We start from the raw sequence: 12,676 nt of genomic DNA on the forward strand, positions 1-12,676 counted from the left end.
AGCTTCTGTTCGCATCAAACCCTATGTCTTCGTCATCGCTTAATAAGGTATCCGCTCAGGGATTACTGGTTGCCATCGGTATTGTTTTTGGTGATATTGGCACATCGCCCCTTTATGCATTATCGGCCGTCATGCGCGGTCGGGAGTTGTCCGAAACGTTGGTGCTCGGTACACTTTCCTGTATCATCTGGACACTCACGCTTCAGACGACCATCAAATACGTGATCATTACCCTCCGGGCCGATAACAAAGGCGAAGGCGGCATTTTTTCGCTCTACACCCTTGTCCGGCGATTTACGGGAAAATGGCTTATGTTTCCGGCGGTTATCGGCGGTTCGTTTTTGCTGGCCGATGGTCTGATTACACCGCCCATTTCGGTTTCCTCGGCCGTTGAAGGGTTACTGATTTTTTATCCGCACCTCGATACCGTTCCTATCGTTATCGCCATTATAATCGTCCTGTTCGTCAGTCAACAGTTTGGTACACAGCAATTGGGCAAATTATTCGGCCCCGTTATGCTGGTTTGGTTCACCTTTATTGGCGTGATCGGTTTATGGGCATTATGGAGCCAGCCGGGTGTTTTGAAAGCGATCAATCCCTATTACGCGTTTCATTTTCTCACTACGTATCCAGAAGGTTTCTGGCTGCTGGGCGGTGTTTTTCTCTGCACAACCGGAGCCGAAGCGCTTTATTCCGACATGGGCCACTGCGGACGCGGGAATATTCGGGTTAGCTGGGTTTACGTTAAAACAACGTTGCTCCTCTCCTACGCGGGTCAGTCGGCCTGGCTCATGCACCACTTAGGTCAACGGCTCGGCGAAACCAGTCCATTTTATTCAATTGTTCCCGCTCCGCTTGTCGTATTCAGTATCGGACTTGCTACGTTATCGACCATCATTGCGTCGCAGGCGCTGATTAGCGGTTCGTTTACACTGGTGAGCGAAGCCATGCGACTCAATTTATGGCCTCGTCAGCGAGTAGCCTATCCGTCAAACGAGCGCGGTCAGCTCTACGTACCGTTTGTCAACTGGGCGTTAATGGTCGGTTGCTGCCTGATTGTGCTGCACTTCAAGGAATCGAAAAACATGGAAGCCGCTTTCGGGCTTGCCGTTACGTTAACCATGCTCATGTCAACGATTCTAATGAGCATGTACATGCGCGTGAAACGGTTCAATCCGATTATACAGATTGGTCTGACAGCTATCTTCTTGGCGGTTGAAGTAACGTTTCTTACCGCGAATCTGGTGAAATTTGAAGAGGGAGGCTGGATTTCTGTTACGTTGGGACTGCTGATTATGTCAATGATGGTGTTCTGGTATCAGGGCGAATCTATCAAACAAAGCCTGATCCGCTACGACTCATTACCCGATAACCTGCCCATCCTGAAAGCATTGAGCAACGATTTCAATATTCCCAAGTACGCAACACATCTGGTCTATCTGACAACCTCCGACACCAGCAAACGTATTGAATCAGAAACGTTGTATTCGATTCTGAACCGGGCCCCCAAACGAGCTGATATTTACTGGTTTATTCACGTTTGCGTCGAAGATGAGCCATACGTAATGCGTTACAAAGTCGAAACACTAGCGCAGGAAGATGTATATGTTGTTACGTTCTATCTCGGATTCCGCATTGAACCACGTATCAATCTGCTGTTTAGAATGGTTGTTGAAGACTTAGTTGAGAATAAAGAGGTGACCATTGATAGTCGTTACAAATCACTCAACACGCATCGGGTTCCCGGCGATTTCCGGTTTGTACTTTTCCGACGGTTTTTATCGTACGAAAACGACTTAACCATACGTCAGCAGGTAATTATGTATGGGTATATGTTCCTCAAAAAAATTGCTCTCAATCCACAGGCAGCTTATGGTTTGGATACCAGCAACGTTCTGATTGAAGATGTTCCTCTGGTAATTACTCGCCCAAAATCATTACCCCTTAAACGAATTCATCTAAAGAAAGAGTAAAATCAGCAAGAAGACAACGGCTCAGCCGGGTACGCCATATCTACACATAAATTACTCTTTGTTACGGATTTAGATAGTATGTACACGATTTGATGATGAACAGGTCACCATCAAATCGTACCGATTCGGTGCGTATTATTCTCAGTTGGCCCAGATAATCATTTCGTTATAAGTGTGCCTGGCTAAGTTTGCTCCATCAACTGGCCTTTCTAAACAACGCCAGGCATCTACATTTTGTATCGTTGATTAACATGTCTAAAATCACAATTGCTGTTATTCAGGCTTTTGTAGACGCAGGTCGGGGTGGTAATCCAGCCGGTGTTGTACTGAATGCTGATACTTACGATCACACCACTCGTCAACGGATTGCAACCCAAGTAGGTCTTTCAGAAACGGCCTTCGTTTCTGATTCATTGATTGCAGACTATAAGCTGGAGTTTTTTACACCTGTTCGGCAGATAGCCCAATGTGGTCACGCAACTATTGCTACGTTCTCCTATCTGGCGCAACAGGGATTGTTGAACACAGCGACTAGTTCGATGGAAACAGTGGATGGGACACGAGGTATTCGGCTAGTGGGTGATCAGGCATTTATGGAGCAACGAGCTCCTACGTTTACACACCCCGACCAGATCAACGAAGCGCTCACTACCCAGCGGATTCTAGAATCGCTTCATGTATCGGCAACCGACCTTCTGGATGGCCGTGCTCCACTAGTTATCAACACGGGAAATTCATTTATGATTGTGCCCCTCCGATCAGCCAAAGCCGTTCAGGGTATTGTTCCTGATTTAGTCGAAATAGAGCAAATCAGTGAACAACTGGATTTAGTTGGATACTATGTTTTTTCTCCAGAAGTGGAGCAAGCCGGACGTGATGCCGGGGCTCGGATGTTCGCTCCTCGCTATGGCATCTCCGAAGAAGCAGCCACTGGCATGGCCGCTGGCCCACTGGCTTGCTATCTGTTTACCTACTTACAGAGTCACAAAACGACATTTCTTATTGAGCAAGGGCATCTGATGAACCATCCATCGCCCAGTGTATTAACGGCACAGCTTTATCTGGATCAAAACGAGATCAGGAGTTTATGGGTAGGAGGCCGGGCATCCGTATCTCAATCCATAGAAATTACCATATAAAGTACTTCCAAATACCGATCAGAAGCTTATAACCTTACCAAACTGAAAAACCGACCCTACCATTTTGGTAGGGTCGGTTTTTTTATGAGATAAAATTTACAAAATCAAAATCATGTAAAATCCTAAAAATCAACTTATTAACACCTTTCCACCCCATTTTAAAGACAGATGGAATAGATTTTGGCATAAGCATTCCGACAACTTTTTAATCAATTAACATTATGAGTCTTGCCCTGCTTCTGCTTGTGTTGGCCCTCCTCTTCTTCACCATCTTCTACAAACTCATCGACTGGTTCGAAAAAATTTAACGTGCGAAATCCGACCGCCGAAGCGGAATGAGAGAGCACAGGCTTTGTCTTAGGTATTCGCTCATGCACCCTTTCGCTCTTTCACTCTTTTGCTCTTTAAATTTTTCACTCTTTACAACATGCTTTTACTCGTTTTTCTCTTCGCACTACTGGTCTTCGGCTATATGCTATATGTGCTGATTCGACCCGAAAAATTTTAATCAATCATTTGTATGACTACTGAATGGATAGGCGTGATTGCTACGTATGCACTGACCGTGTTGCTGGCAATTCCGCTGGGCAAATACCTGGCCCGCGTTTTCAAGGGCGAACCCAACACGCTTGACTTTATGAAACCGCTTGAGCGATTCATCTATCGCGCTGGCGGTGTTTCGGAATCAGCCGATCTGACCTGGAAACAGAATCTGATGGCGCTACTGACCATCAACGTAGTATGGTTTTTACTAGCCTTTGGCCTGCTATTATTTCAAGGGATTCTTCCTCTAAATCCGGATGGTAATCCATCACAAACGCCCGATCTGGCTTTCAATTCGGCCATTTCGTTTCTGGTCAACTGCGATTTACAGCATTATTCTGGCGAATCGGGTGCTACGTATCTGACCCAATTGGCGGTTATGATGTTCCTGATGTTTGTGTCGGCGGCTACAGGGATGGCGGCTGCGGTGCTGTTGTTCCGGTCTTTTTTGCCAGAACGTACCGAAACGGTGGGCAATTTCTACGTATTGTTCACGCGTGCTATTACCCGTGTTTTTCTGCCCGGCTCGCTCATTATCGCTCTGATTCTGGCTTTTAACGGTACCCCTGCTTCATTCGATGGTAAAGACTCTGTCGTTACGGTGCAGGGCGACACGGTGAACGTATCACGCGGACCAGCGGCTGCTATGATCGCCATCAAACATCTGGGAACCAATGGAGGGGGCTGGTTCGGAGCAAACTCGTCGCATCCGCTCGAGAACCCAAACTATCTGACCAACATGGTGGAAATGATAGCCCAGACGCTGCTGCCGATTGCCATGATTTTTGCCCTTGGCTTTTTCATAAATCGAAAACGGTTTGCCTGGATGGTCTACGGCGTGATGACAGTAGGTATGCTGATGTTGCTCATTCCAACCCTAATTTCGGAGTTTCACGGAAATCCGGCCATTGCCCAATTAGGCATTACACAGCCGACGGGAGCGATGGAAGGGAAAGAAGTTCGATTCGGGCCAGTTGCATCTGCTTACTGGAGTATCGTTACAACCATTATTTCGACGGGTTCTGTCAACTCGATGCACGATTCATCAATGGCCCTTTCCGGAGCAATGGAATTGTTAGGCATGATGGTCAATGCATTCTACGGCGGTGTGGGCGCTGGTTTACTCAACTTTTACTATTTCCTGATCATCGCGGTATTCATTTCCGGCCTGATGGTAGGTCGAACACCCGAACTATTCGGTCGTAAGGTTGAAGCGCGAGAAATCAAGATTGCGTCGCTGGTTGCCTTGCTGAGTGCGTTGCTCGTAAAAGGCGGTACGGCCTTGGCAGCCTGGGTTTTCGTCCAGTACGGCGATGCAGATTGGGCGGTGAAACCATCGGCCTGGCTCAACAATCCGGCGTTTCATGGCTTCTCCGAGATTCTTTACGAAATGACATCCGCCAATGCCAATAACGGCTCTGGTTTTGAAGGACTTGGCGACAACAACATTTTCTGGAACGTAGCAACAGGCTTCGTACTGTTATTAGGACGCTACGTCCCGATTATTGGCCCGGTTGCCATCGCGGGCTTATTGGCTCAGAAGAAATACGTCCCCGAATCGTCTGGTACGTTACCCGTCGACACCGCTACGTTCGGGCTGATGATTTTTGCGGTGATCGTTATTCTAACGGCCTTATCGTTTTTCCCGGCGCTGGCACTCGGCCCACTCGCCGAATACTTAAGCCTGAAATAATCTGAACCGCTTCGGCGGCCCGTCGGAGCGGTTCAGAAATCAATTCTTATTCAAGTCAACAACCAAAATGGCAAAGCAATCTTCTCCTGCACTCTTCCAGCGTGAACTCGTTGGGGCAGCAATTCGGGAATCGTTTATAAAATTGAATCCTGCCGCACTGATCAAAAATCCGGTCATGTTTACCGTTGAAGTCGGTACGTTCATCATGATTCTGGTTACGCTCTACGTAGCGTTTTCGGGCGATACAACGCAGGGATCACTGGTTTATAACATCACCATTACGTTCATTCTTCTTATCACGGTTCTGTTTGCCAACTTCGCCGAAGCCATTGCCGAAGCACGAGGTAAAGCACAGGCCGAATCACTACGTAAAACCCGGCAGGAAACCCCCGCAAAAGTTATTCGCCCGGTAGGTGAGTATAAGCTTGATGAGATTCAGAATATTTCGTCGGCACAACTCAAAAAAGGCGACGTATTTCTCTGTGAACCGGGCGACATCATTCCTGCCGATGGTGAGATCATCGAAGGATTGGCAACAATTGACGAATCGGCCATTACGGGCGAATCGGCACCGGTTATTCGGGAAGCGGGCGGTGATAAATCGTCGGTGACGGGTGGTACGAAAGTGCTGTCAGACCGTATCAAGGTGATGGTAACGACACAGCCGGGTGAGTCTTTTCTTGACAAAATGATTGCGCTGGTTGAAGGGGCATCGCGACAGAAAACACCTAACGAAATTGCGCTGACGATTCTACTGGCTGGGTTTACGCTGATTTTCATCATCGTGTGCGTCGCCCTGAAGCCCTTCGCCGACTACGCCAATACGTCCATTACCATTGCCGCTCTGATTTCGCTGTTCGTTTGTCTGATTCCAACCACCATTGGCGGGTTGTTATCGGCCATCGGGATTGCAGGTATGGATCGCGCGCTACGTGCCAACGTAATAGCCAAATCAGGTCGGGCCGTTGAAACGGCGGGTGATGTCGATACGTTGCTTCTCGACAAAACCGGAACCATTACTATCGGCAACCGGAAAGCCACGAATTTTTATCCGGCTCCGGGTATAAAACAAGCCGATATGGTACGTATATCAGCGCTGAGTTCTTTGGCCGACGATACGCCGGAAGGTAAGTCAATTGTGGAACTGGCGGGTAGCGAGGTCACCCGAAATCTGAATACGACGAATGCTACGTTAATCAAGTTTACGGCCGAAACGCGCTCATCGGGGATCGACCTATCCACTGGAGAAAGGATTCGTAAGGGAGCTACTGATTCAATCCGAAACATCGTTGAACGGGCTGGAAATCACTTTCCAAAAGAAGTTGACACGAAAGCGCAGGAAATTGCCGCCAATGGTGGTACTCCACTAGTAGTCACGCTCAACGAAGAGGTGAAAGGTGTTGTCGAATTGCAGGACATTATAAAACCGGGCATTGCCGAACGGTTCGACCGGCTCCGTAAAATGGGCGTTAAAACCGTTATGGTCACTGGCGATAATCCCCTGACGGCGAAGTTCATTGCCGGAAAAGCGGGCGTCGATGATTTCATTGCCGAAGCCAAGCCGGAAGATAAAATGCAGTACATCCGCAAAGAGCAAACGGGCGGCAAACTGGTAGCGATGATGGGCGACGGAACCAACGACGCCCCGGCACTGGCACAGGCTGACGTGGGCGTAGCAATGAACTCAGGAACACAAGCCGCTAAAGAAGCCGGTAACATGGTCGATCTCGATAACGACCCCACAAAGCTGATTGAAGTGGTGGAAATTGGTAAACAGTTGCTTATTACACGCGGAACACTCACTACGTTCAGCATCGCCAACGACGTAGCCAAATATTTCGCCATCGTACCGGCGCTATTTGTAGTGAGCATTCCAGCTCTGCAAAGTCTGAACCTGATGAAGTTACACTCGCCCGAGTCAGCAATTTTGTCAGCGGTGATTTTCAACGCCGTTATCATTCCGCTTCTGATTCCGCTGGCGCTACGTGGCGTCGAATACAAGCCAATTGGAGCCAGTGCACTGCTACGTCGGAATCTGTTTGTTTACGGCTTCGGCGGACTGGTAGCACCTTTCATTGGTATCAAACTGATTGACCTCTTTGTCGGATTATTTGTCTAAAAACAGGCCCCTACAGGCTCCGGCTGTAGAGTCGCGCCCGCGACTAACCCAGTAGCTATAATCAACAGCCGGAGCCTGTAGGGGTTTTTAACAACTTCAAACCATGAAAACACACATTATTCCTGCCATCCGACTGACGCTTGTGATGCTGGTTTTATTAGTCATAATTTATCCGCTGGTTGTTGCTGGTATTGCCAGTCTGGCTCCCGGCGAAGGAAAAGGAGAAACCGTAACGGCTAACGGCAGAGTCGTTGGTTATGCGCTGGTCGGTCAGAAATTTACAGACGACCGTTATTTCAATGGCCGTCCATCGGCTGTCGATTATAATGCAGCCGGTTCTGGCGGTTCCAATAAAGGGCCAAGCAATCCCGATTATCTAAAAACGGTGCAGGAACGTATCGATACGTTTCTTGTGCACAACCCAGCCGTTCAAAAATCAGCGATTCCGGCGGAACTGGTTACGGCCTCCGGTTCTGGTCTCGACCCTGATTTGTCGCCCGAAGCCGCTAAAGCTCAGGTAGCACGTATCGCCAAAATACGCAACGTATCAGCCGAACGATTGAATCAGTTAGTCGATGAAAAAACCAAAAGTCCGCTGTTGGGTTTATTCGGTCCATCAACCGTAAACGTATTGCAACTGAATATCGCTCTGGATGCGCTCAAGTAAGGTGGGCACTCGATTTCGAATACATACCTGTACAACAAAACAAACATGAAACGTTTCTTTTTTCTGTTGCTGACTACATTCAGTTCAGCACCAATTTTACCCGCGCTGGCGCAGTCTTCCCCCGATTCAACAGGGGCAGCCACTACGTCGGCACCAAACACAGGATTAACAGTCAGTGGTTATATAGATGCGTATTACTCGCACGATTTCACTGCTCCCAAAACGGCGCAGGAACGTCCCGGTTTTATTTATAATCACAAACGAAACCGCGAAATCAATGTGAATCTGGCGTTCATCAAAGCTGCTTATTCGAGCGAGCGCATACGTAGCAATCTGGCGATTCAGGTTGGTACGTATGCTCAATACAACTACGCAGCCGAACAGGAATTGCTGAAGCATATTTTTGAAGCGAACGCGGGAGTAAAGCTTAGTAAAAACCGTGATTTATGGCTCGATGCGGGTATTTTCTCGTCGCACATTGGCTTTGAAAGTGCTATTTCGAAAGATTGCTGGACGCTGACACGTAGCATTCTGGCCGAAAATTCGCCGTATTATCTGGCCGGGGCCAAACTCACCTATAACACACCAAATGGAAAATGGACGTTGTTGGGCTCGGTGCTTAACGGATGGCAACGTATCGCAAAACTACCGGGTTACAGCGGCCCAGCCATCAGTACGCAGATTCAATATAAACCAAGTGAAAAACTGACGCTGAACTGGAGCACGTTCGTCGGCTCTGACCGGCCAGATTCGCTGAAACAAGGCCGTTTTTTCAACAACCTGTATGCGATCATCAATCCTACCGGTAAAGTCGGACTTATTCTAGGCTTCGACATTGGTGCCGATCGAAAACCAGTTGTTGACACACGTACCAATCGACGTATCGGTACGGGTTCTTACGTGTGGTATTCGCCCGTAGTAATTGCCCGACTACGTACCAGCGAACGTAGCAACCTGGCGGGACGTATTGAGTATTACGAAGACAAAAACGGAGTCATTATTAGTACCGGTACAACCAATGGTTTTCAAACGTTTGGCTATTCGCTGAATTACGATTACGCCATCTTACCGAATGCGCTTGTCCGGGTCGAAGGCAAGGTTTATTCCAGCAAGGACGCCATTTTTGAAACCGATAATGGATTGAGCAAAACCAATACGTCTTTGACGACGAGTCTGGCGGTTAGTTTTTAATTAGTTGGCCCCAACAGGCTCCGGCTGTTGGATTTATCAATAGCTATGTAAACTAATCGCTGAGTCTGTCCCAGACAGCATCTTGCTGTCTGAGTTGCGATAGCAACTAACAAGGCCGTCCGGAAACTCAGACAGCAAGATGCTGTCTGGGACAAAGTTCTCAATAGTACAACCGACAGCCAGAGCCTGTCGGAGCCTAAAATCAACCAATTCTTTCCATGATGCCAAACGACCAATCGGCGGAGAACTTCCTTAGGCTCATTCAGGAGTCGCGCCGGGGTAAATTCAAGATTTACATCGGCATGAGCGCAGGCGTCGGCAAATCGTACCGGATGCTTCAGGAAGCCCATGCGTTGCTACGTAGTGGTATCGACGTAAAGATTGGTTTTATCGAAACGCATAATCGAGTGGAGACGCAGGCGCTCATTGACGGACTGCCCGTTATTCCCCGCCGGAAACTGTTTTATAAAGGTCGTGAGTTGGACGAGATGGATGTGCAAACCATCTTAAACGTTCATCCTGAACTGGTTATCGTTGATGAACTGGCGCATACCAACATTCCGGGTTCCAAAAATGAAAAACGCTGGCAGGACGTACTGGAAATTATCGACGCGGGTATCAACGTAATCAGTGCCGTTAATATTCAGCACATTGAAAGTCTGTACGACGAAGTACATAGCATTACAACTATCGACGTAACGGAGCGCGTTCCCGACCGGGTTTTGCACGTAGCAGATGAGGTTGTAAATATCGACCTCACCGCCGATGAGCTGATTAACCGACTGAAAGAAGGCAAAATTTACGACAAAGCGAAGGTGCAGACTGCGCTGGCAAATTTCTTCCAGCCCGAAAAAATCCTGCAACTCAGAGAATTAGCCCTCCGCGAAGTGGCAACGGCCGTTGAGCGCAAAATCGAAACTACCGTTCCGACCAATGTACAGTCCAAACCCGAGCGATTTCTGGCCAGTATCAGCTCGAATCCAGAAATAGCCCGTCGGGTTATCCGCAAAACATCGCGACTGGCGGCTTATTACAACTCCCGCTGGTACGTTCTGTACGTACAAACTCCCGCCGAACACCCCGACCGGATTCGACTTGATATTCAACGGCATCTGATCAATAACCTTAAATTGGCTACCGAGTTGGGCGCGGAAGTGATTCAGGTGAAAAGTTCGAGTATTTTTAACAGCATTGTTGAGGAATCCGAGAAACGTAACGTGACAACCATCTGCATCGGAAAGCCGCATTTCACCCTGCTGGAAGTTATTCTCAGAACAAACGCGTTCAACCAGTTACTAACCAAGCTATCGGATTCTGACACCGATCTGATCATTTTATCCTAAAGGAGTTTACCTGTTTCCTCCTTCGCTATGACTCTGAAAGCCAAAATAACGCTCTCCCTTACGTTCCTGTTCAGCATTATTATATTGCTGAGCGGGTTGGGTATGTATTATCTGAATCGCGTTTCAGACGATGCGCAGGCCATTCTGAAAGACAATTACATTTCAGTTGAATTTGTCAGCGGTATGCAAAAAGCATTGACCGATCTAAACGATCGCGACGCCCTGACCGACTTTGACGAAAACCTTAAAAAGCAGGAACGTAACATCACTGAAGTGGGCGAACAGAAACTAACAACGCTGCTACGTCGGGATTTCAACCGGCTACGTAATAACAGAAAAGACTCGCTGACTATCAACCAAATACAGCAGAATCTATTTGCGCTGGACGAACTAAATCGGGAGGCTATTATCCGGAAAAGTGAAACCGCCAAACAAACCGCCGACGATGCCATACTATGGCTCACGGTGGTCGGTACGTTGTGCGTGTTGGTCGTTTTTTCGTTTGTGGTGAATATTCCGAGCTACATTGCCAATCCGGTACGTGAACTGACGCTGGGTATCAAACAGATTGCCAGTCGAAATTTTGAACAACGTTTGCACATTCGCTCGAGCGACGAATTCGGTGAACTGGCTCGTTCGTTTAACTCGATGGCGCAGAAACTGTACGAGTTCGAACACTCGAATCTGGCTCGGGTATTGTTCGCCAAGAAACGAATCGATACGTTGATCCAGATCATGAACGATGGCATTATCGGCCTCGATGAAAAACGACGAATTCTGTTCGTTAATCCCGTAGCCAGCCGCCTTCTGAACGTTTCGGAAGCGCATCTTCTGGGTAAATACGCTCCTGACGTAGCGTCGACAAACGATTTGATGCGGACGCTTATTCAGGACATCATGCTTCATGACACTGATGAATCACAGGAGGTTTTTCGGCCAGCTAAAGACACATCTACTACGTTGCTAAAAATCTTCGATCCCGGATTATCGGGGCAAGGGAAAGAGAGTTATTACACCAAGCAAATCCAATCGGTTGAGGTTACGCCTACGGGTGAGCAACAGGCTGTTCAGGCTGGCTACGTCATTGTTTTACAGAATATTACCGCTTACAAAGAGCTTGATCTCGCCAAAACCAACTTCATCGCTACGGTATCGCACGAACTGAAAACGCCCATTTCGGCCATCAAAATGAGCCTTACGTTACTGACGAACGAGCGGGTTGGTTTACTGAACGAAGAGCAGCAGCAAATGGTAAAAAGCATCCGGGAAAACACCGACCGGCTGCTATCGATTACGGGCGAACTTACCAACATGGCGCAGGTCGAATCGGGGCAGATTCAATTACAGGTACACGCCGTTCCTCCCGCCGATTTAATTCAGACAGCAACCAGCGCGCTACGTACACAGGCTGAGCAAAAAAACATTCGTTTCAACGTAGCACTACCAGCCGATTTACCCGCCGTAAAAGCCGACCCCGACAAAGCATCGTGGGTACTGATCAATTTTCTGGCGAATGCGCTACGTCACAGCCCCGACGACAGTTCGATTGATATTTCGGTTCAGCGAATGGCGAACCAGATTGAGTTTACCGTGCGTGATTTCGGTCCCGGCTTACGTCCAGAGCATCGCGAGCGGGTTTTTGAACGCTATTTTCGCGCTCCGGGCTTAAACGGCCAGATGAGCGGAACCGGCTTAGGATTAGCTATTTCTAAAGAATTTATTCAATCTATGGGTGGCGATGTTGGCCTACACAACGACGTAACGCCCGGCGCATCCTTCTATTTCCGATTGAACGTAGCGTAGAAGTGATGTCAGATGCTACGTTAATCTGAGTACTGCTGAAGTTGTCTTCGACAGCATCCTGCTGTCGGGTCGCGCCAGCGACCAAGAGCCAGTAGCAGTACGTTTTTAGTTAGCTTCTATCGAAGCCCGACAGCATGATGCTGCCGAAGACATTATATCCATCCCTCAAAGCGTAGATTCCCAGCATTCTGGCCTTATAATGTAA

Annotated in this window: 9 protein-coding genes; all 9 read left to right on the forward strand. The window is 48.2% G+C overall.

All coding sequences use genetic code 11. The annotated features are described in order from the left end of the window. The first annotated feature begins 23 nt into the window (after nt 1-23). The 9 genes from ACYVD4_RS00980 to ACYVD4_RS01020 all read left to right on the forward strand — a co-directional run bounded on the left by ACYVD4_RS00980 (nt 24) and on the right by ACYVD4_RS01020 (nt 12,471). Nucleotides 24-1,973 (forward strand): KUP/HAK/KT family potassium transporter, encoded by a 1,950-nt coding sequence (locus ACYVD4_RS00980; protein WP_460941744.1) that lies wholly within the window; start codon nt 24-26, stop codon nt 1,971-1,973. A gap of 251 nt (nt 1,974-2,224) precedes the next feature. Beyond that, entirely contained in the window at nt 2,225-3,112 is an 888-nt protein-coding gene (locus ACYVD4_RS00985; protein WP_460941745.1) for a PhzF family phenazine biosynthesis protein, read from the forward strand. 427 nt (nt 3,113-3,539) lie between these two features. Beyond that, on the forward strand, nt 3,540-3,620 hold the full coding sequence (locus ACYVD4_RS00990) for a potassium-transporting ATPase subunit F (RefSeq protein WP_460942964.1): 81 nt from the start codon (nt 3,540-3,542) through the stop codon (nt 3,618-3,620). 12 nt (nt 3,621-3,632) lie between these two features. Next, a complete protein-coding gene (gene kdpA / locus ACYVD4_RS00995) occupies nt 3,633-5,348 on the forward strand; it encodes a potassium-transporting ATPase subunit KdpA (RefSeq protein WP_460941746.1) in 1,716 nt (571 codons plus the stop codon). Nucleotides 5,349-5,415: 67 nt separating this feature from the next. Further along, nucleotides 5,416-7,467 carry a potassium-transporting ATPase subunit KdpB gene (gene kdpB, locus ACYVD4_RS01000; protein ID WP_460941747.1) on the forward strand — a complete coding sequence of 684 codons (2,052 nt, stop codon included), beginning with the start codon at nt 5,416-5,418 and terminating at the stop codon, nt 7,465-7,467. Between the two features lie 103 nt (nt 7,468-7,570). Then, a complete protein-coding gene (locus ACYVD4_RS01005; protein WP_460941748.1) occupies nt 7,571-8,134 on the forward strand; it encodes a K(+)-transporting ATPase subunit C in 564 nt (187 codons plus the stop codon). 45 nt (nt 8,135-8,179) lie between these two features. Beyond that, entirely contained in the window at nt 8,180-9,325 is a 1,146-nt protein-coding gene (locus ACYVD4_RS01010; RefSeq protein WP_460941749.1) for a porin, read from the forward strand. 218 nt (nt 9,326-9,543) lie between these two features. Next, nucleotides 9,544-10,668, forward strand: a complete 1,125-nt coding sequence (locus ACYVD4_RS01015) for a sensor protein KdpD (RefSeq protein WP_460941750.1) — start codon at nt 9,544-9,546, stop codon at nt 10,666-10,668. Between the two features lie 27 nt (nt 10,669-10,695). Next, entirely contained in the window at nt 10,696-12,471 is a 1,776-nt protein-coding gene (locus ACYVD4_RS01020) for a sensor histidine kinase (RefSeq protein ID WP_460941751.1), read from the forward strand. Nucleotides 12,472-12,676: the final 205 nt, after the last annotated feature.

The organism is Spirosoma daeguense, from assembly GCF_054776875.1.

What these genes read in the sequence shown, in the direction of transcription:
- ACYVD4_RS01020 (WP_460941751.1), top strand. Translation starts at nt 10,696, where the DNA reads ATGACTCTGAAAGCCAAAATAACGCTCTCCCTTACGTTCCTGTTCAGC.
- ACYVD4_RS00990 (WP_460942964.1), top strand. Translation starts at nt 3,540, where the DNA reads ATGCTTTTACTCGTTTTTCTCTTCGCACTACTGGTCTTCGGCTATATG.
- ACYVD4_RS01005 (WP_460941748.1), top strand. Translation starts at nt 7,571, where the DNA reads ATGAAAACACACATTATTCCTGCCATCCGACTGACGCTTGTGATGCTG.
- ACYVD4_RS00985 (WP_460941745.1), top strand. Translation starts at nt 2,225, where the DNA reads ATGTCTAAAATCACAATTGCTGTTATTCAGGCTTTTGTAGACGCAGGT.
- kdpB (WP_460941747.1), top strand. Translation starts at nt 5,416, where the DNA reads ATGGCAAAGCAATCTTCTCCTGCACTCTTCCAGCGTGAACTCGTTGGG.
- ACYVD4_RS01015 (WP_460941750.1), top strand. Translation starts at nt 9,544, where the DNA reads ATGATGCCAAACGACCAATCGGCGGAGAACTTCCTTAGGCTCATTCAG.
- kdpA (WP_460941746.1), top strand. Translation starts at nt 3,633, where the DNA reads ATGACTACTGAATGGATAGGCGTGATTGCTACGTATGCACTGACCGTG.
- ACYVD4_RS00980 (WP_460941744.1), top strand. Translation starts at nt 24, where the DNA reads ATGTCTTCGTCATCGCTTAATAAGGTATCCGCTCAGGGATTACTGGTT.
- ACYVD4_RS01010 (WP_460941749.1), top strand. Translation starts at nt 8,180, where the DNA reads ATGAAACGTTTCTTTTTTCTGTTGCTGACTACATTCAGTTCAGCACCA.